We start from the raw sequence: 25,954 nt of genomic DNA on the forward strand, positions 1-25,954 counted from the left end.
GCCCGGTGACGCTTTGCTTACCGGGCCTACAAAAGACCCCGCTACAACAACACCTCACTGTACCGATCGCGGTACTCTTTTGGCGTCGTGTCATACTCCTTTTTGAAAACAGAATAGAAATATTGCAGGGATGGGTAGCCGCACATCTGTGATATTTCGTTAATCGGCAGCGTGGTTGAAATTAACAGGCTGCGCGCTTTTTCCAGTTTTTCAGCATGAATAACGGCGTGAATGGTCTCCCCGACGTCTTCTTTAAACCGTTTCTCCAGGTTCGAGCGGGAGATACCGACCGCGTCCAGCACCTGATCGACTTTAATACCTTTGCAGGCATGGTTACGGATGAAATGCATCGCCTGTATGACGGCCGGGTCGGTCAATGAGCGGTAGTCCGTCGAGCGACGCTCAACGACGCGCACAGGCGGAACCAGAATACGTTGCAGCGGCAGCACTTCCTTATCCAGCAGGCGGTGTAGCAGTTTTGCCGCCTGATAGCCCATCTGCCTGGCTCCCTGAGCGACCGATGACAGCGCGACCCGCGACAGATAACGGGTCAGTTCTTCGTTATCAATACCGATGACGCACAGCTTTTCGGGAACCGGGATATGCAGATGCTCGCAAACTTGCAGCACATGTCTTGCCCGGGCGTCGGTAACGGCGATAATCCCGGTTTGCGGCGGCAGGGTTTGCAGCCAGTCCGCCAGCCGGTTTTGCGCGTGCTGCCAGTTTTCCGGTGCGGTTTCCAGCCCCTGATAGACCACGCCACGGTATTTTTCTTGTGCAACCAGTTGGCAGAACGCGTATTCACGCTCGGCCGCCCAGCGCTTGCCGCTGGAGGCGGGCAGGCCATAAAAGGCGAAGCGATTGATCCCTTTTTCTTTCAGGTGCAGAAAGGCGCTTTCCACCAGAGCGTAGTTATCGGTGGCGATATAATGGACGGATGGATAGTGTGCAGCAAGGTGGTAAGAACCGCCGACGCCGATAATGGGCACATCCACATCGGCAAGCGCCTGAGCAATGTCATCGTCATCGTAGTCGGCAATGACGCCATCGCCCAACCACTCTTTGATGTTATCAATTCGCGCGCGGAAGTCTTCTTCAATGAAGATATCCCATTCCGATTGCGATGCCTGTAAATATTCACCCACGCCTTCCACTACCTGACGGTCGTAGGCTTTATTTGCATTAAATAACAGTGTGATACGGTGGCGTTTCTCAAACATAGTTCTTTCCCTGCTGAATCAGTCATAAAGGACAATGCCGGTACGTGTTGACCGGCATTGAGCATGACCCCTTTTCTGGAATTCAGGAACGACGTTTAGTTGCTGAGTCCATCCATACTGCCAGTAACAAGATCGCACCTTTCACGATGTACTGCCAGAATGTGGGCACGTCCATCATACTCATTCCGTTATCAAGAGAGGCCATAATAAACGCCCCCATGACGGCGCCCGCGACGCTACCCACGCCACCCGCCAGGCTGGTTCCGCCGATCACGCAGGCGGCAATCGCGTCCAGTTCGGCAATGTTCCCGGCGGAAGGCGATCCGGCGCCGAGGCGCGAACTGAGTATCAGCCCTGCAATCGCCACCATCAGGCCGTTGATGGCGAAAACCGCCAGTTTGGTTCGCTCAACGTTAATGCCGGAGAGACGAGCGGCTTCCAGATTGCCGCCAATCGCATAAATTCTCCGGCCAAACGCCGTTCGCGTCGCCATAAACATACCGCCAAGCAGCAGGAATACCAGCAGCAGTACGGGCGTTGGAACGCCGCGATAATCGTTCAGCAGCCAGATTGCGCCCAGGACAATGACGGCGGTCAGCGCCTGGCGACCGACTACCGCAGTAGAAGCCGGGGTGCTAAGCGCCAGAGCCTGCCGACGCATACGCCCGCGCCATTGCCAGCCGATAAACGCCATTAAGCTGATGGCGCCTATTGTGAAGCCCAGACCGTTGGATAAGTAGCTCTGACCAATCTGCGACATCGCCGAGCTGGTGGGCGAGACGGTTGTACCATTCGTGATGCCAATGAGAATGCCACGGAAAGCCAGCATCCCGGCCAGGGTGACGATAAACGAAGGGACTTTCCGGTAGGCGACCCACCACCCGTTCCAGGCGCCGAGCAGTAAACCCAGCGCCAGCGTGACAACAATCGTAAGCGGCAATGGCCAGCCTAGCCAGACGTCGCAGATTGCCGCGACGCCGCCTAATAGCCCCATCATTGAGCCAACGGAGAGGTCGATTTCCGCAGAGATAATCACGAAAACCATCCCCACGGCCAGAATACCGGTGATCGCCGTCTGACGAAGCAGGTTGGAGACGTTGCGCGCGCTCAGGTATGCGCCTTCCGTGGTCCAGGTAAAGAACAGCATGATCACAATAATCGCCGCGATCATGACGAACACCTGTAGGTTCAGTGATTTTAACCCAGGAAAACCGCCCGTCAGAGGGGCTGAGAGTTTCACTTCAGACGGATTGTTTTTCGACATGATATTCGCTCCTCAATGCGGCTTCCATCACCTGTTCTTGAGTCAGGTTATGATTCACCAGGTTGGCTTTCAGTTTTCCTTCGTGCATCACCAGGATGCGATCGCTTAATCCAAGAACCTCGGGGAGTTCCGACGAGATGACGATGACAGCAATACCTTGCTGAACAAGCTGGTTAATGAGTTTGTAGATTTCATATTTCGCGCCGATATCGATTCCTCGGGTGGGTTCATCGAGGATGAGAATACGCGGGTTCAGCAGGAGACAGCGCGCCAGTATGGCCTTTTGTTGGTTCCCGCCGCTAAGGCGCCCAATCGCTAAATCAGGCGAGGATGTTTTCACTTTCAGGCGTTGCAGCGATTCCAGAATGCATTTTTGCTCTGCGGCATCGTCAAGATGGCTTATCTTCCCGGTGAACCGATCGAGCGCCGCCAGCGTGATATTTTTCCCGACGGCCATAACCGGCACAATGCCGTCGCGTTTCCTGTCTTCAGGCACCATTGCAATGCCATGAGCGATCGCTTGCTGGCAATGACGAATATCCACGGCCTGATTATCGATCATAACCTTTCCTTCCCAGCGCCCAGGCCAGACGCCGAACAGGCATTGCACTAACTCCGTGCGGCCCGCGCCGACCAGCCCTGCAATGCCGAGAATCTCGCCCCGTTTCAGCGAAAAGGAGACATCATTGACGCGTTTGATGTGACGGTTGACGGGATGCCAGGCGGTAAGGCGCTCAACGCGCAAAATCTCCTCCCCGGTAGCATGCGGCTCATTAGGATAGAGCGCCGTCAGCTCGCGACCGACCATCATGGTGATGATATCGTCTTCTTCCATTCCGGCGGCTGCGCGGGTGCCAATATGTTGGCCGTCGCGGATCACGCAGATTGTGTCCGAGATAGCTTTAACTTCATTGAGCTTGTGTGAGATATAAATACACGCAATATCATGCTGTTGCAGATCGCGAATAATTTCCAGCAGCACGGTGGTTTCTTGTTCCGTGAGGGAGGCCGTCGGCTCATCAAGAATCAGCAGCCGAACTTGTTTATTAAGCGCTTTGGCAATTTCTACCAGCTGTTGTTGCCCCAGGCCCAGGTCGCCCACGCGGGTATCCGGTGAGATAGACAAGCTGACCTGATCTAACAGCTTCTGGCAGCGTAGCGTCATCATGTCGTAATCAAGAATGCCGTTACGGGTGATTTCGCTGCCCAGGAAGATATTTTCCAGCACGGTTAAGTGTTTAACCAGCGCTAACTCCTGGTGAATAATAGCAATGCCCTTACGTTCGGTATCACGAATATGACTGGCTTGCAGTGTTTCTCCCGCAAACAGAATTTCACCTTCATAAGAGCCATGAGGGTAAATACCGCACAGCACTTTCATTAACGTTGATTTACCCGAACCATTTTCACCGCACAATGAAACGATTTCCCCGGCATTAAGCCTGAGGCTGACGTTATCAACTGCCTTCACTGCGCCGAAGGTCTTGGTAATGTTTTTCATTTCAAGTAGATAGGGCATAACTACTCCACATAAGCCAATGCGAGAACCCGGCATGGAGGGTTTGACGCCCTCCGCTGTTGTAGAGGGCGCAACGTTTACAGATCACTCTTTTTGTGGAACCCGTCTTTAATCACGGTTTCGTCAATATTGGTTTTATTAACATCAATTGGAGTAAGCAGGCGGGAAGGGACATCTTTCAGACCGTTATTCAGCGTGGCGTCGGCCTTAGGTTGTTGCCCGTTACCCAGCTCGACGGCGATCTCGGCGGCGGTATTCGCCAGTAGCGTGATGGGTTTATAAACCGTCATGGTCTGCGTGCCTGCGACAATACGTTTAATGCCCGCAAGGTCGGCATCCTGACCGGAAATAGCGACTTTTCCTGATAATCCCTGAGCGCTGAGCGCCTGAATCGCACCGCCTGCGGTCGCGTCATTGGAAGCGACAACCGCGTCAATTTTGTTATTGTTTGCGGTCAGCGCATTTTCCATAATTTTCAGCGCATTTTCAGGCAACCATCCGTCCACCCATTGATCGCCGACGACGTTAATTTTTCCTGAATCGATATAAGGTTTTAATACTTTCATTTGCCCGGCGCGGAACAATTTTGCATTATTATCTACTGGCGAGCCGCCCATCAGGAAATAATTCCCTTCAGGCACTTTATCGACCAACGCCTGAGCCTGTAATTCACCGACTTTTTCGTTATCAAAAGAAATATAAAAATCGATGTCGGCATCATTTATCATGCGGTCGTACGCTAATACTTTTATTCCTTCTTGTTTCGCTTCTTTTACGACATTGCTTAATACTTGCCCGTTATAAGGAATAATGACCAGAACATCAACGCCACGGTTGATCATGTTTTCAATCTGCGACATTTGGGTTTCTTCATTACCATTGGCAGATTGTACAAATACTTTTGCGCCGAGGGATTCGGCCTTGCTCACGAAAATATCGCGATCTTTTTGCCAGCGTTCCAGACGTAAGTCATCGATAGCCATACCAATTTTAACTTCTTTGGCATGTCCCGTTATGCTGGCGAGCAGGAGTGAAGTGCAGACGGTGAGTAAGATGTTTTTTATCTTCATAATCGTGATGCCTTTTGTTAGAGGGAACAGCGGTAAAAGTAACAATCACAGCGTGAGACGTAGCAGATTTTTAGCAGTTAATACGCGGAAGGCAATTATAGATTTTTATCTTGCAGTTACGATTTTTGGTTTATTTCGTGAATTATGACCGAGATCGTACTTTTAATGACGCATTACGCCCGTTACATTCCGTTGTTGATGAATAACCATTTTTTGCAGACGGTTACTTTTATTTTGCGAGGCAGCGCACACTTACGAATTATCTAAATAGCAGAGTGAAATAACATAATTGAGCAATGTGAATCGAGTAACCAATATTACGCCATTACCCATCCCTCGCCGTATTACCTGATTATGGAGTTCATTATGCAGGCTTATTTTGACCAACTCGATCGTGTTCGTTATGAAGGCCCTAAAAGCACTAATCCGTTAGCTTTCCGCCATTATAATCCAGATGAAATTGTACTGGGTAAACGCATGGAAGATCATCTGCGTTTTGCGGCCTGCTACTGGCATACCTTCTGCTGGAACGGCGCGGATATGTTTGGCGTAGGCGCGTTCAACCGTCCGTGGCAACAGCCCGGCGATGCGCTGGAGCTGGCGAAGCGCAAGGCGGATGTGGCGTTTGAATTTTTCCATAAGCTGAACGTGCCTTACTACTGCTTCCACGATGTGGATGTTTCGCCGGAAGGCGCCTCGCTGAAAGAGTATAAAAACAACTTTGCGCAGATGGTCGATGTGCTGGAGTCGAAGCAAGAACAGAGCGGCGTGAAGCTGTTATGGGGCACCGCGAACTGCTTTACCAACCCGCGTTACGGCGCCGGGGCGGCGACGAACCCGGACCCGGAAGTCTTCAGTTGGGCGGCGACGCAGGTGGTGAACGCGATGAACGCCACGCACAAACTGGGCGGCGAAAACTACGTTCTGTGGGGGGGCCGTGAAGGGTATGAAACCCTGCTGAATACCGATCTGCGCCAGGAACGCGAGCAGATTGGCCGCTTTATGCAGATGGTGGTGGAGCATAAACATAAAACAGGTTTCCAGGGCACGCTGCTGATCGAGCCAAAACCGCAGGAGCCGACAAAACACCAGTATGACTACGATGTGGCAACGGTTTACGGCTTCCTCAAGCAGTTCGGCCTGGAAAAAGAGATCAAGGTGAACATTGAAGCCAACCACGCTACGCTGGCGGGCCACTCTTTCCATCATGAGATTGCGTCCGCCATTGCGCTGGGCATTTTTGGTTCTGTGGATGCCAACCGTGGCGATGCGCAGCTGGGCTGGGATACCGACCAGTTCCCGGTAAGCGTCGAAGAGAACGCGCTGGTGATGTATGAAATCCTGAAAGCGGGCGGTTTCACGACCGGCGGGCTGAACTTTGACGCGAAGGTTCGTCGCCAGAGCACCGACAAATACGATCTGTTCTATGGTCATATTGGCGCGATGGACACGATGGCGCTGTCATTAAAAGTGGCAGCGCGCATGATTGAAGATGGCGAACTGGATAAACGCGTGGCGAAACGTTATTCCGGCTGGAATAGCGAACTGGGCCAGCAAATTTTGAAAGGCCAGTTATCCCTGAGCGACGTCGCGCACTATGCTGAACAGCGTAATCTGGCGCCGGTGCATCAAAGCGGCCATCAGGAACTGCTGGAAAATCTGGTGAATCATTATCTGTTCGACAAGTAATCGCCATTGCGCCGCGTTTAGCCAACGCGGCGCATCGATAAAGGAGTGGTCACGATGTATATCGGGATAGATCTGGGCACGTCCGGTGTGAAAGCCATCCTGCTGAATGAGCAGGGAGACGTGCTGGCCTCGCAGACGGAGAAACTGTCTGTCTCTCGCCCGCATCCATTATGGTCGGAGCAGGATCCCGAACAGTGGTGGCTGGCGACGGATCGCGCCGTAAAAGCGCTGGGGCGAGAGCATTCATTGCGTGATGTAAAGGCGCTGGGGATTGCCGGGCAGATGCACGGCGCCACGTTGCTTGATAAACACCAGAAGGTGCTACGCCCGGCGATTTTATGGAATGACGGACGCTGTGGTGAAGAGTGCGTGCTGCTTGAGCAGCAGGTTCCGCAGTCTCGCGCCATTACCGGCAATCTGATGATGCCCGGCTTTACCGCGCCAAAACTGCTGTGGGTTCAGCGCCATGAGCCGGATATCTTCCGCCAGGTTGCAAAGGTGCTGCTGCCTAAAGATTACCTGCGTCTGCGTATGACGGGGGATTTTGCCAGCGATATGTCGGACGCAGCGGGAACGATGTGGCTGGATGTCGCAGCGCGCGACTGGAGCGACACCATGCTCAACGCTTGTCAGCTAACCCGTGAACACATGCCCGCTCTGTACGAAGGCAGCGACATCACCGGTACGGTGTTGCCTGAGGTGGCGCACTCCTGGGGGATGCCTGCGGTGCCTGTTGTTGCAGGGGGCGGAGATAACGCGGCGGGCGCGGTGGGCGTGGGGATGATCAATGCGGGTCAGGCCATGCTGTCGCTGGGAACATCAGGCGTCTATTTTGCGGTGAGCGACGGTTTTCTCAGTAAACCAGAAAGTGCGGTACACAGTTTTTGCCACGCATTGCCCGAACGCTGGCATTTGATGTCCGTCATGCTGAGCGCGGCATCCTGCCTGGACTGGGCGGCAAAATTAACCGGTCAGGCGTCTGTCCCCGCGCTGATTGACGCGGCACGCCAGGCGGATGATAACGCGGATGCCGTCTGGTTCCTGCCTTATCTTTCCGGCGAACGCACGCCGCATAATAATCCGCAGGCGAAGGGCGTATTCTTTGGCCTTACGCATCAGCATGGCCCCGCAGAGCTGGCGCGGGCGGTGCTGGAAGGCGTCGGTTATGCGCTGGCGGATGGCATGGATGTTGTGCATGCCTGTGGCGTGAAACCCGGCAGCGTGACGCTGATCGGCGGCGGGGCGCGCAGTGAATACTGGCGACAAATGCTGGCGGATATCAGCGGGCTACAGCTTGACTACCGTACCGGCGGCGATGTAGGCCCGGCATTGGGCGCCGCGCGTCTGGCGCAAATTGCGATGAATAAAGAGCAACCATTATCTGATTTATTACCGCAGCTTCCGCTGGAGCAAGCGCATTTCCCTGATGCTGAACGCCATGCGCGTTACCTTGAACGTCGCGAAACGTTCCGCCGCATTTACCAGCAGTTATTACCGCTCATGTCTTAATCCGCTATTCCTTCCGGCAGTGGCCGGAAGGAATTCTTATTTTCTATTGATTGCCTCGATATATATCGAAATCAATATGTGTGTTTTCTGATTTTCACGTTATTGTCCGGTTATCGTCTTTTCCATTCTTATTTCTTGTCTTAATGTGAATCGGCAAAGCATAAGGAGAGTGATATGGACGATAAGGTTGTGCGCAGGAAGCGTCTGGCCGGTTTAATCATGCTGGCGGGCGGTGCGCTGGTCTATCTGACAGGGCTGTGGCCTGCTTGCCACTCGTTGAGCGACAAGGGCTATTTTTTGGCGATAATGGTGATGAGTGGCTTTCCCCTGTTAATACGCCAGGAGCCGACGGGAAATGAGCGTCTGCTCACCCGGTGCAAATATCTGTTACTTCTCGCCGCAGGTATGCTTTTTGTCGGTCTATGGAATATTGATTTACCGGTCGCCGTCAAAGTGATGTGCCTTCTGGGGCTGGGCGTGAGTCTGTTGGGTACGGATATGTACGCCACGTATTCTGATGACGAATAAGGGCCGGTCAACTGACCAGCCTGCGCGTATCAATCTTCTGTAGCAATATCGACAGCAGCAAACTTCCGGCCAGGGTGAGGGTAAAAATCCATACGATATCCAGCGGCGGCCAGCGTTTAAACTCTACGCCATTCGTCCGTAGCGCATGGATTATCAGCGCGTGAAACCCGTAAATACCGAGTGAGTGGCGGGAAATCAGCGCCAGCCCGGGAACCGTGCGCGTATTCAGGGTATTTTTGACCAGCGTGAGCAGCGACGCGGCGCAAATAAACACCATTGGGCCGCAATAGACGTACCAGGTATCGGCAAAATTTCCGCGCCAGTTGAGTTCATGTAGCGTTCCGCGAGAAATAATCAATACCGCCGTAATGAAAAGCGCGGCGCTTATCCAGGTCAGCGAACGTTTTTGTGTCTCCATCATGCCAATCGCCCGGCCCAGCATGCCATAGAGGATGTAGTAAAACGTGTCGCCAGTGATATACAGGTTAACGGGGAGCCACTCAAATCCGCCGATTTTTTGCGACACGGTATTGGGGTTGGCGACAACGCCAATGACGATCATCAGCACCAGCAGCATTTTGCCGCTGATGTTTTTAACCTGTATTAACGGCGATACCAGGTAGATCACCGCGATCGCAAAGAAAAACCACAGGTGGTAGAACACCGGTTTTTGCAGCAGGTTTTTCAGCGATAGCTCTGCGTTAATCGACGTAAAAAGGGTGATATATACCAGCGCGACGGCGCTATAGAACAGCAGGCAAAGCGCAATGCGCAGGAAATGTCGCGGCTGGGCGCTACGTTCGCCAAAAAAGAGATAGCCCGAGATCATAAAAAACAGCGGTACGCTGACGCGTGAGGCGGAGTTCAGGACATTGGCAAAATCCCAGCTAAACGGATTGATGCTTTGCGCATTGGTGACGTACCAGGTGGTGGCGTGGATCATCACGACCATTAAACAGGCGATCCCTCGCAAATTATCAATCCAGTATATTTTGGGTTGCATCAGTTCCTCTGCTTCCGTTTTAAATAGGGTCTGACTTGTTTATTGGCGCGGTATCTCACTGGAATATTCTGAGTTTTTACGCTAAAGCTTGTGATGGCCCAGCGAGATTCGCAAAATGCGCCTGTCTTTTGGGCTAAACCCTAACCTTAATAATAATAAGAGCGACCGGCAAATAAGGCGGTAATAAAAATGATGATGAAGTCTGTTTTTCCGGCGCTGTTAACCCTCCTGCTGGTGGGATGCGCGACGACAGCGCAGCCGGTTCAGAAGGCGCAGAAGGTCAACGTGAACCCGGAACGCTCACTGGATATGGAAACATTGTGCAAAGCGCAGGCGGCGCGGCGTTATAACACCGGCACGCAGAAAATTGATGTGACCGGTTTTGAGCAATACCAGGGTAGCTATGAGATGCGCGGCAATACTTTCCGCAAAGAGAGTTTTGTTTGCTCTTTTGACGCAGAAGGGCAGTTTTTACATCTTTCCATGCGCTAAGTTCCCCCTTTTTCCCGTTTCGTACTGTATATCTTGCGGTCAGCGGGTATACTGATCCCTTCCTTTAAATCCACACGTATCCAGCACGAAATAATATGCAAAAGTTTGATACCAGGACCTTCCAGGGCTTGATCCTGACCTTACAGGATTACTGGGCTCGCCAGGGCTGCACCATTGTTCAACCATTGGACATGGAAGTCGGCGCGGGGACTTCTCACCCAATGACCTGTCTGCGCGCGCTGGGGCCAGAGCCGATGGCGGCTGCCTATGTGCAGCCTTCTCGTCGTCCGACCGATGGTCGCTATGGCGAAAACCCGAACCGTTTACAGCACTACTATCAGTTCCAGGTGGTGATTAAGCCATCGCCGGATAACATCCAGGAGCTGTATCTCGGTTCTCTGAAAGAGCTGGGGATGGACCCGACTATCCACGATATCCGTTTCGTGGAAGATAACTGGGAAAACCCGACGCTGGGCGCCTGGGGTCTGGGTTGGGAAGTGTGGCTGAACGGCATGGAAGTGACTCAGTTCACCTACTTCCAGCAGGTTGGCGGTCTGGAGTGTAAGCCGGTTACCGGTGAGATCACCTACGGCCTGGAACGTCTGGCTATGTACATTCAGGGCGTAGACAGTGTTTACGACCTGGTCTGGAGCGACGGCCCGCTGGGTAAAACCACCTATGGCGACGTGTTCCATCAGAACGAAGTGGAGCAATCCACCTACAACTTCGAATACGCCGATGTGGATTTCCTGTTCACCTGTTTCGAACAGTATGAGAAAGAAGCACAGCAACTGCTGGCGCTGGAAAACCCGCTGCCGCTGCCTGCTTACGAGCGTATTCTGAAAGCCGCCCATAGCTTTAACCTGCTGGATGCGCGTAAAGCCATCTCCGTTACCGAGCGTCAGCGCTACATCCTGCGCATTCGCACCCTGACCAAAGCAGTGGCAGAAGCTTACTACGCTTCCCGTGAAGCCCTTGGCTTCCCGATGTGCAACAAAGACAAATAAGAGGCGGCCATGTCTGAGAAAACTTTTCTGGTGGAAATCGGCACTGAAGAGCTGCCACCAAAAGCCCTGCGCAGCCTGGCGGAGTCCTTTGCTGCGAACGTTACTGCGGAGCTGGATAACGCTGGCCTCGCACACGGCAACGTAGAGTGGTTCGCCGCACCGCGCCGTCTGGCGCTGAAAGTGGCGAATCTTGCTGCTTCTCAACCCGATCGCGAAGTTGAAAAACGCGGCCCGGCGATTGCCCAGGCATTTGACGCGGAAGGCAAACCGAGCAAAGCGGCGGAAGGCTGGGCGCGAGGTTGCGGCATCACCGTGGACCAGGCTGAACGTCTGACCACAGACAAAGGCGAATGGCTGCTGTATCGCGCGCATGTGAAAGGCGAAAGCGCAGAAGCGCTGCTGCCGAACATGATTGCCACCTCTCTGGCGAAACTGCCGATTCCGAAACTGATGCGCTGGGGCGAGTCTGACGTTCACTTCGTGCGTCCGGTACACACCGTAACGCTGCTGCTGGGCGACAAGCTCATTCCGGCAACGATTCTGGGTATCCAGTCCGATCGCGTCATTCGCGGCCATCGTTTTATGGGCGAGCCGGAAATCACCATCGACACTGCTGACCAGTATCCGCAAATCCTGCTGGAGCGCGGTAAAGTTGTTGCTGATTACGAAGCGCGTAAAGCGAAAATCAAAGCCGATGCAGAAGAAGCGGCGCGTCAGATTGGCGGTAACGCTGACCTGAGCGAGAGCCTGCTGGAAGAGGTCACTTCGCTGGTGGAATGGCCGGTGGTGCTGACGGCGAAATTCGAAGAGAAATTCCTCGCGGTGCCGTCTGAAGCGCTGGTTTACACCATGAAGGGCGACCAGAAATACTTCCCGGTTTACGCCGCAGACGGCAAACTGCTGCCGAACTTTATCTTCGTGGCGAACATCGAATCTAAAGATCCGCAGCAAATCATCTCCGGTAACGAGAAGGTGGTTCGTCCGCGTCTGGCAGATGCCGAGTTCTTCTTCAATACCGACCGTAAAAAACGTCTGGAAGATAACCTGCCGCGTCTGCAAACCGTGCTGTTCCAGCAACAGCTGGGTACGCTGCGCGACAAGACCGACCGTATTCAGGCGCTGGCGGGCTGGATTGCTGAACAAATTGGCGCGGATGTTAACCACGCTACCCGTGCGGGCCTGCTGTCGAAATGTGACCTGATGACCAACATGGTCTTTGAGTTCACCGACACGCAGGGCGTCATGGGGATGCACTACGCGCGCCATGACGGCGAAGCGGAAGATGTAGCTGTCGCGCTGAACGAGCAGTATCAGCCGCGCTTTGCCGGTGACGACCTGCCGTCTAACCCGGTTGCCTGCGCGCTGGCGATTGCCGACAAGATGGACACGCTGGCGGGTATCTTCGGTATCGGTCAGCATCCGAAAGGCGATAAAGACCCGTTCGCGCTGCGTCGTGCCGCGCTGGGCGTGCTGCGTATCATCGTTGAGAAGAACCTGAATCTGGATCTGCAAACGCTGACCGAAGAAGCGGCGCGTCTGTACGGCGACAAGCTGACCAACGCGAATGTGGTTGATGACGTTATCGACTTTATGCTCGGTCGTTTCCGCGCCTGGTATCAGGATGAAGGTTACACCGTGGACACCATTCAGGCGGTTCTGGCGCGTCGTCCGACCCGTCCGGCGGATTTCGATGCCCGTATGAAGGCCGTGTCGCACTTCCGCACGCTGGAAGAAGCCTCCGCGCTGGCGGCGGCGAACAAACGTGTGTCCAACATTCTGGCGAAGTCCGACGAAGTGCTGAACGATCGTGTCAATGCGGCAACGTTGAAGGAACCAGAGGAAATTGCTTTGGCTCTGCAAGTTGTGGTTCTGCGTGACAAACTTGAACCCGTGTTTGCTGAAGGTCGTTACCAGGAAGCGCTAGTCGAACTGGCTGAGCTGCGTGAACCGGTCGATACGTTCTTTGAAAAAGTGATGGTGATGGTTGATGACAAAGATCTGCGCATCAACCGCCTCTCTATGCTGGCGAAACTGCGCGAGCTGTTCCTGCAAGTAGCGGATATTTCCCTGTTGCAGTAAGTTCGTCGCAATAAAAAAACCTGCCATCTGGCAGGTTTTTTTATGGGGAAAAAGGTAAAAAAAATCCCCGCCGATTGGCAGGGATCTTCAATTCTGAGCTTATAAAGCTAAGATTACAGGCTGGTTACGTTACCAGCTGCCGGGCCTTTAGCGCCGCTTTCGATGGTGAAGGAAACTTTCTGACCTTCATCCAGGGATTTGTAACCGTCGTTCTGGATAGCAGAGAAGTGTACGAACACGTCTTTGGAGCCATCGTCAGGAGTGATGAAGCCGAAGCCTTTATCAGCGTTGAACCATTTTACGATACCAGTCATTTTACCGGACATAGTGTATTACCTTTTAAAAAATAAGTGTGCCTTTCGGCGATATGGCGTGCTTTACAGATTTTTTAAGCGTTAAGGAAATGCGCACTACGAGGGGTATCAACGGATAACTCTTGAAGGGGACTGCCTTACTAAACTGCTTTAATGGTCTGTACGTCAAACCGTTGGACGCATTAACTCATGTAACGCTTGTGGATGCAACTTTTATTTTACTTCTTTCGGGTAAGTCTGTCGGGAAACGGCCCCTTAACAGGACCGTTAAACGAAAAAATCAGGCAATAATCTATTTCATCAACTGCTTACTTAAACCTGGGTTGGCCTGGATCAGGCGCATCAGATTTAACTCGGTACTCGACGGTTTTACCCGTCTGGATTCCCATTCCTGCACCATGGCAACGGTTACGCCCATCGCCCGGGCAAAATCATCTGTTTTTAGCCCGGTTCCTCTTCGTAACTGTTCAAACTCTGTAAAAGGGTTGGGCTTGTTTGTCAGGATAATCGTCTGCGATACATCTTTAAAAACAATTTGTTCCAGACTGCTCAGCAGTTCAAACATAGGATCTTTGTATTCCATTGAGAACTCCTATAAATCACACAGCGGGATCGTGAATTTCATCGAAGCTCATTAAGAATAGTCGGGAAACGTGAAGCCGGTTGGAAGCGGCAAAGAAGTGGATTCGTTTCAGCGCATTCCGGTCAGGATCGCGTGTTGGCTAAGGATCTGAAAAAGGCCGACATATCGGATCGACGGCGCGCAATTGTAAAGATAACAAAAATTTTATCACGTAAAAAAGCTGGCCGTTTCTTCGTATAATATTCCACGGCAAGATTACGCAGAAAGGGTATCTTGCAAGGCTGTCCTGGACTATCCTTGTCAGCGTCAGGCACGCGGCATCGTTGTGCGCATTTTTGGGTGAAAGGAGTATTAAAATGGCGACAGGTAAGTCCTGCTCTCGCTGGTTTGCGCCTGTTATGGCGTTATTAATGGTAGTTAGCCTGAGCGGGTGTTTTGATAAAGAAGGTGATCAGCGTAAAGCGTTTATTGATTTCCTGCAGAATACTGCGATGCGTAGCGGGGAGCGTCTGCCGACGTTGACCGCCGATCAGAAAAAACAATTTGGTCCGTTCGTGTCTGATTATGCGATCCTGTATGGCTATTCGCAGCAGGTGAATCAGGCGATGGATTCCGGTCTGCGTCCGGTTGTGGATAGCGTCAATGCAATCCGCGTTCCTCAGGACTATGTCACTCAGCGCGAGCCGCTGCGTCAGGCAAATGGTTCTCTGGGCGTGCTGGGCCAGCAGTTGCAGAATGCGAAATTGCAGGCAGATGCCGCGCACAGCGCGCTGAAACAGTCCGACGACCTGAAACCGGTCTTTGATCAGGTTTACAGTAAAGTGGTGACGGCGCCTTCGGAGGCGTTACAGCCGCTGATTCCGGCTGCGCAAATTTTCACGCAGCAACTGGTGCAGGTCGGCGACTTTGTGGCGCAGCAGGATACGCAGGTGAGCTTTGTCGCGAACGGCATTCAGTTCCCGACGTCACAGCAGGCCAGTCAGTACAACACGCTGATTGGGCCGCTGGCGTCTCAGCACCAGGCATTTAATCAGGCCTGGACCACTGCGGTAAACGCGATCCAGTAACGCTGTTTATGCCCGATGGCGCTGGCGTCGATCGGGCATACGGTTAAGCAACGTTGTAGGCCGGGCAGGGCAACGCCGCCGCCCGGCCATTTATTATCCTGCGACCTGCGGGTTCACGCAGTTCTTCTCCACCTTGCCTTGTAACGCATCAATTAAGTTATCCACCGCGCAGGCGGCCATGTTGTAGCGCGTCTCATGGGTGGCGGAGCCGATGTGCGGCAGCGCCACAACGTTCGGCAGCGACAGCAGCGGCGAATCGACCGGCAGCGGTTCTTGTTCAAACACATCCAGACCCGCCGCATGAATTTCACCGCTTTGCAGGGCGGCAATCAGCGCGTTTTCATCCACGACCGGGCCGCGCCCTGCGTTAATGAAAATGGCGGAGGACTTCATTTTGGCAAACTGCGCCGCACCAAACAGGTGATGCGTCTCTTCCGTCAGCGGCAGGATCAGGCAGACAAAATCCGCCGTCTGCAACAGGGTGTCCAGATCGCAGTACCGGGCGTTGAAGCGTTCTTCCGCCTCAGGATGATGGCGGCGGGCGTTGTAGAGAATCGGCATGTTAAAGCCGAAGTGAGCGCGTTGCGCCAGCGCAAGACCAATGCGCCCCATCCCGACAATCCCCAGCGTTTTGTGGTGTACATCAGTGCCAAACCAGTCTGGCCCGATGCTTTTTGTCCATTCCCCCACTTTGACGCGTTCGGCCACTTCCACCACGCGGCGGGCGGTGCTCAGCACCAGCGCCATTACCGTATCCGCAACGGTTTCCGTCAGCACGGTCGGCGTGTGCATCAGCAATACGCTGCGCGCGTTGAGGGCAGCCACATCAAAATTGTCATAACCCACGGAGACGGTCGATGCCGCGCGTAGTTTCGGCATCTTCTCCAGCAGTGCGCTATTGACGGTTTCGCTGGAGCCCAACAAACCTTCCGCGCTGGCGAAAGCCTGGGCGTGTTGTTCTACCGTTTCCGGGCGAAGATTTGGCACCTGCGTGACGGTGAAATGCTCTTCCAGGCGATGCAGTAAATCGTCAGGTAACGCTTTGTAGAGAATAATGGACGGCTTCATGCGGATCTCCGTGAGTTAAGGTTTAAGCGTGGCGTGCGCCAATCGGTAATTGCTGATTGTTAGCAGGCTTAACAATTAAAGTTAGCCATACTGAGGCGAAAAGCGCCACCCCCATAAAAATGTACGAGGCGGCCGGGCTGCCGGTTGCGCCGTTGAGATAGCCGACGAACCATGAACCAAAGAAAGAGCCCAGCGCGCCCATACTGTTGATCAGCGCCATTGCGCCGCCCGCGACGTTACGCGGCAGCATTTCAGGAATAATGGCGAAGAACGGGCCATAAGGGGCATACATCGCCGCACCGGCGATAACCAGCAGGGTATAAGAGAGCCAGAAGTTGTTCGCACCAACGGCCCATGAGCCGATAAAGGCAAAGGCGGCAATCAACAGCAGCGGCCAGACGAACAGTTTACGGTTTTGCAGTTTATCGGATGCCCAGGAGACAACGATCATCGCGATCGTCGCCGCCAGGTACGGCACTGAAGAGAGCCAGCCGACTTCCACCATGCCCATATTCGCGCTGCCGCTGCGGATGATGGACGGCAGCCACAGAACAAACCCGTACACCCCGATACTCCAGGTGAAATACTGCATGCACAGCAGGATGACGTTGCGTGAGCGGAATGCCTCGCTGTAATTGCGTACCGCTTTGATGCCCTGCTGCTCTTTTTCCAGCTGCGCCTGAAGCGCGGCTTTTTCTGACTCCGTCAGCCATCCAGCTTGTGACGGTTTGTCTTTCACCAGCACCCACCAGAAGAACGCCCAGATGATGGCGGGGAAACCTTCAATAATGAACATTTCACGCCAGCCGAGCGCCTGAATCAGGTAGCCTGAAACTACGGACATCCACAGCACCGTCACCGGGTTGCCGAGAATCAGGAACGTATTGGCGCGCGAACGCTCTGACTTTGTGAACCAGTTGCTGATGTAAATCAGCATGGCGGGCATAACGGCCGCTTCCACGACGCCGAGAATAAAGCGGATGGCGGCAAGCATTGGGATATTACTCACCATCCCGGTCAGCGATGCGCATGCTCCCCATAAAATCAGGCAGATGAAGATCAGCTTACGTACGCTGCGACGCTCGGCGTACACCGCGCCTGGGATCTGGAAGAAGAAATAACCGAGGAAGAACAGGGCGCCCAGCAGGGAGGAGATCCCTTTCGTGATGCCGAGGTCTTCGTTAATCCCCGCTGCGGAAGCGAAGCTGAAGTTTGCGCGATCCAGGTACGCCAGGCTGTACGTGATGAACACGATAGGCATGATGTACCACCAGCGTTTTGCTGCATTTGTTGAGCTTGTCATAGGCCTGCCTCTGTCACTATGCCGCCGCTGTATGTAGGGTACAGGGGGCTGTTATCATTGCGTGAAGTTTATTCGCCTAACGCTTCACGAGTGGGTAATCCTTCGCTGTCGCCCTGAACCTGAATCGCCAGCGCGCCAATTTTATTGCCTCGCGTCACTGCCTGATGCAGCGTGCGGCCTTCCAGCAGGGCGCTGATCACACCCACGGCAAAGCCATCGCCCGCACCAACCGTATCGACCACGTTGTCCACTTTCACCGGTGCGACGCAGCCTTGCTCGCCCTCAGCGGTTTTGTACCAGGCGCCATCCGCACCGGTTTTCAGCACCACTGCTTTCACGCCGTGGCGCAGATAAAAATCGGCAATGCCCTCAGGCGTTTGCTGTCCGGTTAATATCATTCCCTCTTTCAGACCGGGCAGCACCCAGTCAGCCTGGAAGGCGAGGCGGTTAAGTTTTTCCACCATTTCGGCTTCGCTTTTCCACAGCACCGGGCGCAGATTCGGATCGAATGAAATCGTTTTGCCCTGCGCTTTCATGGTGCGGGCGGTATGCGCCAGCAGTTCATAAGAGCTGGCGGAAAGCGCCGCCGCAACGCCGCTTAAGTGCAGATGACGCGCGCCAGAGAAGTACGCATCGTGGTAATCGTCCACGGAAAGGTGGCTTGCAGCAGAACCTTTACGGAAATATTCCACAATGGGATCGGTTCCATTTTCGACTTTAGATTTAAGCTGAAAGCCGGTGGCGTAACGTCCGTCCAGCGTGACGCCCTGCGCATCAATCCCTTCTTTTTCAAGCGACTTAAGGACAAAACGGCCAAAGCTGTCATCACCGACGCGGCTTACCCAGCCGACGTTTAACCCCAGGCGCGCCAGGCCGGTCGCTACGTTAAGTTCGGCCCCGGCGACGCGTTTGATAAACGCGTCTACGTCCGCGAGATCGCCCGTTTGCGTGGCGACGAACATCGCCATTGCTTCACCAATCGTGATGACATCCAGAGAATTTTTCATGCGTTACTCCTCACGTAACAAATCGACGTAGCGACGAGTCACCGCCGTCAAGTCTTGCCCTTCCAGTGGGAACTCAATACCGCGCGGTACATCAACAGGCAGCGCGTTCAGCAGCGCCAGCCAGCGGGGGTCGGCGTCATCCGGCGCAACGGCGCGGAAACTGTCGTGATGGGGCGTGGCGGCTTTAACGTGGATATAGCCGACGGCGGGCGCCAGGTAGCGTGCGGCGTCTTCCGGCGAGTCGCCTACCCACAGCCAGTTCCCCATATCAAACGTCAGTCTGATGGGCAGGTTCTGTACCTGACAGGCGGCATTGAAGCGTTGCATCGGGCGCAATTTCCCGCAGGCGGTTTGATCATTTTCCACCACCAGCGCCATGCCGCTGCTCTCCAGCCAGTCACGCAGGGTGTCGAGCTGATCCTGGCGTTCAAAATGACCCAGCGACACTTTCAGCCACAGCGCTTGCAGCGTGCGGGCTTCCTGTAACAGGTCGGGAAGGTGGGGGTTGAGGCTGCCATCCTCCAGAAACAGCGGTTCCGGCGCGGAATAGCAGGCCAGCAGGCCGAAAATGTCAATGGCGGCCGCCAGCAGCGGGAGCGCGTTAAGCTCGGCGTCAGTGAACATTTCACGGCGAATCTCGACGCCATCCGCCCCCGCTCCGGCAATGATGGGCAGCATCGCGGTTTGCCCGCCTGCGGCACGCACCTGGTCGTAGCCATAGGCGGCGGTGACCACCATAATTTTTCTTTGCATGGGAACTCCAAATCTATCGCTCTTGCTATTACGCTATATGGAACCGGTTCCAAAGAAAAGTGCAGTGTGTCGAAATTATGATCACCATCACGAAGGAAAATTAGCGGGCGGTGGAGCCGCGAACGATCAGCTCGCCGGAGAAAACCTGCTCGTGAATCGCGTCGCTGCCCCCTTCAATGCGGCGTACAACCTGCTCGACAGCGGCAAAACCAATTTGCCAGGTCGGCTGTTTCAGCGTGGTGATGCCGACGCCTGCCAGCTCTGCCCATTCCAGTTCGTCAAAACCGAGCAGGCCGATGTCGCTGCCCCAGTTAAGACCAATGCGTTTGAGCGAACGGGCAACCTGCAATGTGAGCGCGCCGTTAGCGGAGATCACGGCTTTGCGCATCCCCCGGTGCTGCTGGTGAAACTGGCGCAGGGTGTTATCCAGTTGCGTATTTTCCGCCAGCGGCACCTCGGCGTTTTCCGCCACCACGCCAGGGTAACGCGCCAGCGTCGCACGAAATGCGTTCAGGCGCTCGCGGCGGGTATTGACCATACCGAGCGGTTCGCTGAGAAACAGGATCGCCTCGAACCCTTGCTCAATGAGATGTTCGGTGGCGGTTGTTGCCGCCTGGGTGTTATCCAGACCGACGACATCGCAGGCGAAATCAGGGATTTTACGGTCAATCAGAACCATCGGCAGCGCCGACTGTTGCAGGCGGTTCAGCCCCTCCTCGCGCATCCCGACGGCGTTCACCACGATGCCTTCCACCTGGTAGCTACGCAGCAGATCCAGATAGTGCAGTTCCTGATCCACCTCATTGTTGGTGTTACAGACCAGGGGAGTGAACCCTTTCTCGCGGCAGGCGGCTTCAATGCCGCTCAACACGTTAACGGAATAGGGGTTGGTAATATCGGCGATGATCAGGCCAATCAGGCGGGTACGGCCGCGTTTCAGGCCTCTGGCCATCAGGCTTGGGCGATAGTCGAGTTCGGCAATGGCTTTTTCAATGCGCGCCAGCAGGGCCTCGGACAGCAAATGCTTCTCACCGTTGAGGTAGCGTGAAATGCTGGTTTTTCCGGTTTTAGCGGCTTTCGCCACATCGCTGATGGTTGCCCGTGTTGATTTGCTCATCGCTGATTTCCCTGAATTTGGTGACAACACCTTAACGCGAAAATCAACGATGGCAAGCGCTTCATGCCGGATAAGAATGTAGGCCGGATAAGGCAAAGCCACCATCCGGCGATGTGCCAGGTGGCGCTGTCGCCACCCGGCACAACGATTACTGCAACGGACTTAAGGTGATTTCCACGCGGCGGTTTTGCGCTTTACCTTCGGCGGTGCTGTTGCTGGCGATCGGGTTCGCCGGGCCCATGCCGCTGGTGCGGATGCGGTTGGCGGCAACGCCCTGGGTGATCAGCGCGCTGGCCACGGAGTCCGCGCGCTGCTGCGACAGACGCATGTTCAGATCCTGCCCGCCGGTACTGTCGGTGTAGCCCACTACGTTAACGGCGGTTTTGTTGTACTCTTTCAGCACCATCGCCACGCCGGTCAGCGTGTTGGCGCCTGCCGGTTTCAGGGTTGCGCTGCTGCTGTCGAAGGTGACGTTATTCGGCATATTCAGGATGATGTTATCGCCACTTCGCGTCACGCTCACGCCCGTTCCCTGCATTTTGTCACGCAGTTTCGCTTCCTGTACGTCCATGTAATAGCCAGCGCCGCCGCCCAGCGCCGCGCCTGCCGCTGCGCCAATCAGCGCGCCTTTGCCGCGATCTTTCTTGGAGGAGGAGAGTGCGCCGACGCCTGCGCCGACCAGAGAACCAATGCCCGCGCCAATACCGGATTTACCCGCTTCGCGCTCGCCGGTGTAAGGGTTTGTTGTGCAGCCAGATACTGCCAGGGCGCCGCTCACGATAGCAGCAATGACCAAAACATGTTTTTTCATCTTAGTTCCTTAATGACTTTTTTATTTTTTCGCCACAGCGACGGTGGCGGTTGATTATGACGTGCGAACATGAAGAAAATTCCAGGGAAGACTCTTAAATTTGTAAGTAACATTGAGCGGCATAATAAATAAGCCGTCACACCTGCATCGCATTCAGGAGCGCATTTTGATCAACGCACCATCGCACTATTCGGTATTAACCGCTGCCCACTGGGGACCTGTCCGGGTCGACACTGACGGCGAGACGGTTCTCGCGTCTCGCGGGGCGCTGCCCACTTCGCATCTCAATTCCCTGCAAACCGTCGTGCGCGACCAGGTTCACAGCCCTACCCGGGTGCGTTTCCCGATGGTGCGTAAAGGGTTTCTCGCCTCGCCAGAGAAGCCACAGGGCGTGCGCGGCCAGGATGAATTTGTGCGGGTGAGTTGGGATGAGGCGCTGGATCTGATCCATACCCAGCACAAACGTATTCGTGAAACATATGGTCCGTCCTCGATTTTTGCCGGTTCTTATGGCTGGCGTTCGAATGGCGTGCTGCATAAAGCTTCCACCCTGTTGCAGCGTTATATGGCGCTGGCGGGCGGGTATACCGGGCATCTGGGGGATTACTCCACGGGGGCGGCGCAGGCCATCATGCCGTATGTGGTGGGCGGAAACGAAGTCTACCAGCAGCAGACCAGCTGGCCGGTTGTGCTGGAACACAGTGACGTGGTGGTGCTATGGAGCGCCAACCCGTTGAATACGCTAAAAATTGCCTGGAATGCGTCGGATGAGCAGGGCATTGCTTACTTTGCCGCGCTGCGCAACAGCGGGAAACGGCTGATCTGCATCGATCCAATGCGATCGGAAAGCGCGGCGTTCTTTGGCGATAAGATGGAGTGGATCGCCCCGCATATGGGGACTGACGTGGCGCTGATGCTGGGGATTGCGCATACGCTGGTAAAAAACGGCTGGCATGATGACGCGTTTCTGGCGCGCTGCACGACCGGTTACGAGACATTCGCCGACTATCTGCTGGGCGTGAGCGACGGCGTGGCGAAAACGGCGGAATGGGCCGCAGATATTTGCGGCGTATCCGCCGCTAAAATTCACGAACTGGCGGAACTCTTCCATAAAAATACCACCATGTTGATGTCTGGCTGGGGGATGCAGCGTCAGCAGTTCGGCGAGCAAAAACACTGGATGCTGGTAACGCTTGCCGCCATGTTAGGGCAAATTGGCACGCCCGGCGGCGGTTTTGGCCTCTCGTACCATTTCGCCAACGGGGGAAACCCGACGCGCCGCGCCGCTGTACTGGCTTCAATGCAGGGCAGTCTGCCGGGCGGCACCGATGCGGTAGACAAAATTCCGGTGGCGCGTATTGTCGAGGCGCTGGAGAATCCCGGCGCGCCCTATCAGCACAACGGTATGAACCGCCATTTCCCGGATATCCGCTTCGTCTGGTGGGCCGGTGGCGCGAACTTTACGCATCATCAGGATACCAACCGTCTGATTCGCGCCTGGCAAAAGCCGGAACTGGTGGTGATCTCCGAATGTTTCTGGACCGCTGCGGCGAAACATGCCGATATCGTGTTACCTGCCACGACCTCTTATGAACGTAACGATTTAACCATGACCGGCGACTACAGCAACCAGCATCTGGTGCCGATGAAGCAGGTTGTGCCGCCGCGTGATGAGGCCCGTAATGACTTTGACGTGTTTGCCGAACTGAGCGAGCGCTGGGAAACGGGCGGCCATGCGCGCTTCACCGAAGGGAAAAGCGAGCTTGAGTGGCTGGAAACCTTCTACAACATCGCCGGGCAACGCGGCGCCAGCCAGCAGGTGACGCTGCCGCCGTTTGCACAGTTCTGGGAAGCCAACGATCTGATTGAAATGCCGGAGAATGCGGCCAACGCGCAGTTTATCCGCTTTGCGGATTTCCGCCGCGACCCCGACGCGCATCCACTGAAAACGGACAGCGGCAAGATAGAGATCTACTCCCGGCGAATTGCGGACTACGGCTATGCGGACTGCCCAGGACACCCAATGTGGCTGGAGCCGGACGAATGGCACGGCAATGCCGAACCCGGTCAGCTACAGGTGCTGTCCGCCCATCCGGCGCATCGTCTGCACAGCCAGCTTAACTACAGCCAGCTTCGTGAACAGTATGCGGTGGCGGGGCGCGAACCGGTTACTCTGCATCCGCAGGATGCGCAGACGCGGGGCATTGCCGACGGCGACACGGTGCGGGTCTGGAATCACCGAGGACAAATTCTGGCGGGCGCGGTGGTGACGGAGGGCATTAGACCCGGCGTTATCTGCATTCATGAAGGGGCATGGCCGGATTTAGAGGTGTCGGCTGGCGGCATTTGCAAAAATGGCGCGGTAAACGTGTTGACCAAAGATCTCCCCAGCTCGCGACTGGGGAACGGCTGTGCGGGCAACACCGCGCTGGCGTGGATTGAAAAGTATACCGGCCCTTCGCTGACGCTTACGGCGTTTAATCCGCCTGCCAGCCCATAATCCATGTCGGATGCTGTGTATCTTCCTGCCATGCGCTGTCTTCGATACGAAAACCCAGCGCATGGTAGAAATTCACCGCCGACTGATTTTTCTGGTAAACCTCCAGGCTGAGCGCGGTAAAGCGCTGCTGAACATGCTGCACCAGCGCCTTGCCAATCCCGCGGCGGATCGCGTCCGGCGTGACAAACAGCGCGCCCAAAAAGCGCGCTTCCATCACGCTGGCAAAGCCTTTCAGTAAACCTGCTTCTTCCCACACCCAGGTCTGCGCGGCGGGCAGGTACACGTCACGCACTATCGCTTCGCTTTCGCGCCAGTAGCGCGCTTCGATAAACGGGTGGGCATAGATCGTGCTTTCCATCCAGAGCGTCAAAATTGACGCCATATCCTCAGTCCGGGATTCGCGAATCATGCTGACCTCCAGGATGGCAGAAACAGCCCGTGATATGGTCGTTGACCAGCCCGCACGCCTGCATAAAGGAGTAGCAAATGGTGGTGCCGACGAACTTGAAGCCGCGTTTTTTCAGCGCTTTTGCCAGCGCATCCGACGCGGGGGTTGAGGTGGGGATCTCGCTCAGGCTGGCGGCGCGCGTTACCTGAGGCTGGTTTTCGACAAAAGACCAGACGAATTCAGCAAACGGTTCGCCATTTTGCGCCATTGCGAGATACGCCCTGGCATTGCCGATGATGGCCTGAATTTTTCCCCGATGGCGAATAATGCCCGCATCCTGCAACAGACGCTCAACGTCGTCTTCCTGCATCGCCGCGACGCGAACGGGATCAAAGTGGTGGAAGTTTGCGCGATAGTTTTCCCGTTTCTTCAGCACGGTGATCCAGGAAAGCCCCGCCTGCTGGCCTTCAAGGCAGATCATCTCGAACAGCTTTTTGCCGTCGGTTTCGGGAATGCCCCACTCCTTGTCGTGATAGGCGATGTATAGTGGGTCCTGACTGACCCATCCGCAACGCTGCATACTCTTCCTCGCTGTTTTGACTACCGCAAAAATTTCATTCGGCCCGCCTTGACGCGCCAGCTAAAAAGACAATATTTAATACAGGGCTAATAAGCCCTGGAACCGCCAAACAATGACAATAATATCGCCGAATTCGGCTCTTCTCTGGAGTCGCGTTGATGATTATAAAAAAATGCAGTGGTCGCCAGGTGTGGTGCTGCCTGGCGAGCGTTATCGTCTGTGCAATTTTCACTAACACAGCATATGCCTGGCAACAAGAATATATCGCTGATGCCGTATCGGGTCATACGACAGAACGTTATACATGGGACAGCGATCACCAACCAAGTTACAACGATATTCTGGCGGAGCGGATTCGGTCCAGCCAGAATGCGCCTGGCCCTGTGCTGAGCCTGGCCGATCAAACGCCACTGGACGCGACCAGCGGCATGAGCATGGGCTGGAATTTTCCGCTTGCCGGGCGCGTGACGACCGGGCCGGTCGCCAGCCTGCACTACGACGGCTCAACCACCTCGATGTTTAATGAATTTGGCGACAGCGTGACGGCGCAGGCGCTGACCGACCCTCTGTGGCATGCCAGCGTCAGTACGTTGGGCTGGCGGGTGAATTCGCAGTTTGGCGATATCCGTCCCTGGGCGCAAATCAGCTATAACCAGCAATACGGCGAGAACATCTGGAAAGCGCAGTCGGGGCTGAGTCGAATGACGGCAGCGGATCAGAATGGCAACTGGCTGGATGTGACGGTGGGGGCGGATATGCTACTGAACCCGCATATCGCGGCGTATGCGGCGCTCTCTCAGGCAGATAACAGCGCAAGTAATAGCGACTATCTGTACACCCTGGGCGTTAGCGCCAGATTTTAACGAGAATACGCACGTAATAAAAACAAGTTTTTTACAATTAAGTCTCTTTAATAACAAGACGTACAGCGATAGTGGGTACTAACTGACATTAAAAAAAATCACGCTGCGCAGTCTTTGTCTCGTCATTCATTCCGCAATCCAGGCATTTCATTCCGCTCTGATGGCATTTCATGCCGTTTTTCCCCTGCATAAAAAGCACTTCGTTATTGTTGTCAGCAGT

At 54.8% G+C, this 25,954-nt stretch carries 24 protein-coding genes; 9 read left to right on the top strand and 15 right to left on the bottom strand.

The window, feature by feature from the left end; all coding sequences use genetic code 11:
* Positions 1 to 41: 41 nt before the first annotated feature.
* From xylR to xylF, 4 genes are all read right to left on the bottom strand, one after another.
* Positions 42 to 1,220 carry a D-xylose utilization transcriptional activator XylR gene (gene xylR, locus FD428_RS00725; RefSeq protein WP_012135707.1) on the bottom strand — a complete coding sequence of 393 codons (1,179 nt, stop codon included), beginning with the start codon at positions 1,218 to 1,220 and terminating at the stop codon, positions 42 to 44.
* An 82-nt stretch (positions 1,221 to 1,302) separates the two neighbouring features.
* Positions 1,303 to 2,484: a xylose ABC transporter permease XylH gene (gene xylH, locus FD428_RS00730; RefSeq protein ID WP_012135705.1), complete on the bottom strand. Its 1,182-nt coding sequence runs from the start codon at positions 2,482 to 2,484 to the stop codon at positions 1,303 to 1,305.
* The gene (locus FD428_RS00735; RefSeq protein ID WP_012135704.1) at positions 2,462 to 4,003 is read right to left on the bottom strand and encodes a xylose ABC transporter ATP-binding protein; all 1,542 of its coding nucleotides are present in this window, start codon (positions 4,001 to 4,003) and stop codon (positions 2,462 to 2,464) included. Before FD428_RS00735 ends, xylH begins: the two co-directional genes overlap by 23 nt.
* Positions 4,004 to 4,080: 77 nt before the next feature.
* On the bottom strand, positions 4,081 to 5,073 hold the full coding sequence (gene xylF, locus FD428_RS00740; RefSeq protein WP_047460342.1) for a D-xylose ABC transporter substrate-binding protein: 993 nt from the start codon (positions 5,071 to 5,073) through the stop codon (positions 4,081 to 4,083).
* Between the two features lie 366 nt (positions 5,074 to 5,439).
* On the opposite strand from xylF, the gene xylA reads away from it, so the two are divergent.
* The 3 genes from xylA to FD428_RS00755 all read left to right on the top strand — a co-directional run bounded on the left by xylA (position 5,440) and on the right by FD428_RS00755 (position 8,799).
* The gene (xylA, locus tag FD428_RS00745; RefSeq protein WP_024131052.1) at positions 5,440 to 6,762 is read left to right on the top strand and encodes a xylose isomerase; all 1,323 of its coding nucleotides are present in this window, start codon (positions 5,440 to 5,442) and stop codon (positions 6,760 to 6,762) included.
* 54 nt (positions 6,763 to 6,816) lie between these two features.
* On the top strand, positions 6,817 to 8,271 hold the full coding sequence (gene xylB / locus FD428_RS00750) for a xylulokinase (RefSeq protein WP_114848104.1): 1,455 nt from the start codon (positions 6,817 to 6,819) through the stop codon (positions 8,269 to 8,271).
* 174 nt (positions 8,272 to 8,445) lie between these two features.
* Positions 8,446 to 8,799 (top strand): YiaA/YiaB family inner membrane protein, encoded by a 354-nt coding sequence (locus FD428_RS00755; protein WP_114848103.1) that lies wholly within the window; start codon positions 8,446 to 8,448, stop codon positions 8,797 to 8,799.
* Positions 8,800 to 8,806: 7 nt separating this feature from the next.
* Here the strand turns inward: FD428_RS00755 and FD428_RS00760 are convergent, their stop codons facing one another.
* Complete coding sequence (locus tag FD428_RS00760; RefSeq protein ID WP_047460352.1) at positions 8,807 to 9,802, bottom strand: acyltransferase; 996 nt, start codon at positions 9,800 to 9,802, stop codon at positions 8,807 to 8,809.
* Between the two features lie 189 nt (positions 9,803 to 9,991).
* Between FD428_RS00760 and FD428_RS00765 the strand changes: the two genes are divergently transcribed.
* The 3 genes from FD428_RS00765 to glyS all read left to right on the top strand — a co-directional run bounded on the left by FD428_RS00765 (position 9,992) and on the right by glyS (position 13,380).
* Positions 9,992 to 10,294 (top strand): YsaB family lipoprotein, encoded by a 303-nt coding sequence (locus FD428_RS00765; RefSeq protein ID WP_104868043.1) that lies wholly within the window; start codon positions 9,992 to 9,994, stop codon positions 10,292 to 10,294.
* Between the two features lie 95 nt (positions 10,295 to 10,389).
* The gene (glyQ, locus tag FD428_RS00770; RefSeq protein ID WP_001168544.1) at positions 10,390 to 11,301 is read left to right on the top strand and encodes a glycine--tRNA ligase subunit alpha; all 912 of its coding nucleotides are present in this window, start codon (positions 10,390 to 10,392) and stop codon (positions 11,299 to 11,301) included.
* A gap of 9 nt (positions 11,302 to 11,310) precedes the next feature.
* Entirely contained in the window at positions 11,311 to 13,380 is a 2,070-nt protein-coding gene (gene glyS / locus FD428_RS00775) for a glycine--tRNA ligase subunit beta (protein WP_114848102.1), read from the top strand.
* 113 nt (positions 13,381 to 13,493) lie between these two features.
* Here glyS and cspA read toward each other — a convergent pair whose 3' ends face one another.
* The gene (gene cspA, locus FD428_RS00780) at positions 13,494 to 13,706 is read right to left on the bottom strand and encodes an RNA chaperone/antiterminator CspA (protein WP_000014594.1); all 213 of its coding nucleotides are present in this window, start codon (positions 13,704 to 13,706) and stop codon (positions 13,494 to 13,496) included.
* Between the two features lie 280 nt (positions 13,707 to 13,986).
* Positions 13,987 to 14,277, bottom strand: coding sequence for an HTH-type transcriptional regulator (locus FD428_RS00785; protein WP_058668263.1), 291 nt, complete (start codon positions 14,275 to 14,277; stop codon positions 13,987 to 13,989).
* 356 nt (positions 14,278 to 14,633) lie between these two features.
* On the opposite strand from FD428_RS00785, the gene FD428_RS00790 reads away from it, so the two are divergent.
* Positions 14,634 to 15,344, top strand: coding sequence for a DUF3053 domain-containing protein (locus FD428_RS00790; RefSeq protein WP_024131051.1), 711 nt, complete (start codon positions 14,634 to 14,636; stop codon positions 15,342 to 15,344).
* Positions 15,345 to 15,437: 93 nt separating this feature from the next.
* Here FD428_RS00790 and ghrB read toward each other — a convergent pair whose 3' ends face one another.
* The 6 genes from ghrB to FD428_RS00820 all read right to left on the bottom strand — a co-directional run bounded on the left by ghrB (position 15,438) and on the right by FD428_RS00820 (position 21,403).
* Complete coding sequence (ghrB, locus tag FD428_RS00795; protein ID WP_047460360.1) at positions 15,438 to 16,412, bottom strand: glyoxylate/hydroxypyruvate reductase GhrB; 975 nt, start codon at positions 16,410 to 16,412, stop codon at positions 15,438 to 15,440.
* Positions 16,413 to 16,434: 22 nt separating this feature from the next.
* Positions 16,435 to 17,715: an MFS transporter gene (locus FD428_RS00800; protein ID WP_049008241.1), complete on the bottom strand. Its 1,281-nt coding sequence runs from the start codon at positions 17,713 to 17,715 to the stop codon at positions 16,435 to 16,437.
* Between the two features lie 68 nt (positions 17,716 to 17,783).
* Complete coding sequence (locus FD428_RS00805; protein ID WP_012135690.1) at positions 17,784 to 18,722, bottom strand: sugar kinase; 939 nt, start codon at positions 18,720 to 18,722, stop codon at positions 17,784 to 17,786.
* A gap of 3 nt (positions 18,723 to 18,725) precedes the next feature.
* The gene (locus FD428_RS00810; protein WP_047460363.1) at positions 18,726 to 19,475 is read right to left on the bottom strand and encodes a sugar phosphate isomerase/epimerase; all 750 of its coding nucleotides are present in this window, start codon (positions 19,473 to 19,475) and stop codon (positions 18,726 to 18,728) included.
* 100 nt (positions 19,476 to 19,575) lie between these two features.
* Complete coding sequence (locus tag FD428_RS00815) at positions 19,576 to 20,592, bottom strand: LacI family DNA-binding transcriptional regulator (protein ID WP_047463855.1); 1,017 nt, start codon at positions 20,590 to 20,592, stop codon at positions 19,576 to 19,578.
* Between the two features lie 148 nt (positions 20,593 to 20,740).
* Positions 20,741 to 21,403: an OmpA family lipoprotein gene (locus FD428_RS00820; RefSeq protein ID WP_114848101.1), complete on the bottom strand. Its 663-nt coding sequence runs from the start codon at positions 21,401 to 21,403 to the stop codon at positions 20,741 to 20,743.
* 166 nt (positions 21,404 to 21,569) lie between these two features.
* Here FD428_RS00820 and FD428_RS00825 point away from each other — a divergent pair, with 166 nt between their 5' ends.
* Positions 21,570 to 23,903: a molybdopterin guanine dinucleotide-containing S/N-oxide reductase gene (locus FD428_RS00825; RefSeq protein WP_110493669.1), complete on the top strand. Its 2,334-nt coding sequence runs from the start codon at positions 21,570 to 21,572 to the stop codon at positions 23,901 to 23,903.
* On the opposite strand, the gene FD428_RS00830 is transcribed toward FD428_RS00825, so the two are convergent.
* Both FD428_RS00830 and tag read right to left on the bottom strand, forming a co-directional pair.
* Positions 23,881 to 24,312: an N-acetyltransferase gene (locus FD428_RS00830; protein ID WP_114848100.1), complete on the bottom strand. Its 432-nt coding sequence runs from the start codon at positions 24,310 to 24,312 to the stop codon at positions 23,881 to 23,883. The two genes, FD428_RS00825 and FD428_RS00830, sit on opposite strands and share 23 nt — an antisense overlap.
* Entirely contained in the window at positions 24,290 to 24,871 is a 582-nt protein-coding gene (gene tag, locus FD428_RS00835) for a DNA-3-methyladenine glycosylase I (protein WP_058668258.1), read from the bottom strand. The genes FD428_RS00830 and tag overlap by 23 nt, the downstream gene beginning before the upstream one ends.
* 158 nt (positions 24,872 to 25,029) lie before the next feature.
* On the opposite strand from tag, the gene FD428_RS00840 reads away from it, so the two are divergent.
* Positions 25,030 to 25,734 carry an autotransporter outer membrane beta-barrel domain-containing protein gene (locus FD428_RS00840; protein WP_047460372.1) on the top strand — a complete coding sequence of 235 codons (705 nt, stop codon included), beginning with the start codon at positions 25,030 to 25,032 and terminating at the stop codon, positions 25,732 to 25,734.
* Positions 25,735 to 25,954 lie beyond the last annotated feature (220 nt).

The organism is Citrobacter sp. TBCP-5362, assembly GCF_005406305.1.
In the GTDB taxonomy this organism is placed as follows: Bacteria; Pseudomonadota; Gammaproteobacteria; order Enterobacterales; family Enterobacteriaceae; genus Citrobacter_B; species Citrobacter_B koseri.

Bases quoted from the DNA above. Each gene is read 5' to 3' on its own strand.
- xylR (WP_012135707.1), bottom strand. From the start codon at position 1,220: ATGTTTGAGAAACGCCACCGTATCACACTGTTATTTAATGCAAATAAA.
- xylH (WP_012135705.1), bottom strand. From the start codon at position 2,484: ATGTCGAAAAACAATCCGTCTGAAGTGAAACTCTCAGCCCCTCTGACG.
- FD428_RS00735 (WP_012135704.1), bottom strand. From the start codon at position 4,003: ATGCCCTATCTACTTGAAATGAAAAACATTACCAAGACCTTCGGCGCA.
- xylF (WP_047460342.1), bottom strand. From the start codon at position 5,073: ATGAAGATAAAAAACATCTTACTCACCGTCTGCACTTCACTCCTGCTC.
- xylA (WP_024131052.1), top strand. From the start codon at position 5,440: ATGCAGGCTTATTTTGACCAACTCGATCGTGTTCGTTATGAAGGCCCT.
- xylB (WP_114848104.1), top strand. From the start codon at position 6,817: ATGTATATCGGGATAGATCTGGGCACGTCCGGTGTGAAAGCCATCCTG.
- FD428_RS00755 (WP_114848103.1), top strand. From the start codon at position 8,446: ATGGACGATAAGGTTGTGCGCAGGAAGCGTCTGGCCGGTTTAATCATG.
- FD428_RS00760 (WP_047460352.1), bottom strand. From the start codon at position 9,802: ATGCAACCCAAAATATACTGGATTGATAATTTGCGAGGGATCGCCTGT.
- FD428_RS00765 (WP_104868043.1), top strand. From the start codon at position 9,992: ATGATGATGAAGTCTGTTTTTCCGGCGCTGTTAACCCTCCTGCTGGTG.
- glyQ (WP_001168544.1), top strand. From the start codon at position 10,390: ATGCAAAAGTTTGATACCAGGACCTTCCAGGGCTTGATCCTGACCTTA.
- glyS (WP_114848102.1), top strand. From the start codon at position 11,311: ATGTCTGAGAAAACTTTTCTGGTGGAAATCGGCACTGAAGAGCTGCCA.
- cspA (WP_000014594.1), bottom strand. From the start codon at position 13,706: ATGTCCGGTAAAATGACTGGTATCGTAAAATGGTTCAACGCTGATAAA.
- FD428_RS00785 (WP_058668263.1), bottom strand. From the start codon at position 14,277: ATGGAATACAAAGATCCTATGTTTGAACTGCTGAGCAGTCTGGAACAA.
- FD428_RS00790 (WP_024131051.1), top strand. From the start codon at position 14,634: ATGGCGACAGGTAAGTCCTGCTCTCGCTGGTTTGCGCCTGTTATGGCG.
- ghrB (WP_047460360.1), bottom strand. From the start codon at position 16,412: ATGAAGCCGTCCATTATTCTCTACAAAGCGTTACCTGACGATTTACTG.
- FD428_RS00800 (WP_049008241.1), bottom strand. From the start codon at position 17,715: ATGACAAGCTCAACAAATGCAGCAAAACGCTGGTGGTACATCATGCCT.
- FD428_RS00805 (WP_012135690.1), bottom strand. From the start codon at position 18,722: ATGAAAAATTCTCTGGATGTCATCACGATTGGTGAAGCAATGGCGATG.
- FD428_RS00810 (WP_047460363.1), bottom strand. From the start codon at position 19,475: ATGCAAAGAAAAATTATGGTGGTCACCGCCGCCTATGGCTACGACCAG.
- FD428_RS00815 (WP_047463855.1), bottom strand. From the start codon at position 20,592: ATGAGCAAATCAACACGGGCAACCATCAGCGATGTGGCGAAAGCCGCT.
- FD428_RS00820 (WP_114848101.1), bottom strand. From the start codon at position 21,403: ATGAAAAAACATGTTTTGGTCATTGCTGCTATCGTGAGCGGCGCCCTG.
- FD428_RS00830 (WP_114848100.1), bottom strand. From the start codon at position 24,312: ATGATTCGCGAATCCCGGACTGAGGATATGGCGTCAATTTTGACGCTC.
- tag (WP_058668258.1), bottom strand. From the start codon at position 24,871: ATGCAGCGTTGCGGATGGGTCAGTCAGGACCCACTATACATCGCCTAT.
- FD428_RS00840 (WP_047460372.1), top strand. From the start codon at position 25,030: ATGATTATAAAAAAATGCAGTGGTCGCCAGGTGTGGTGCTGCCTGGCG.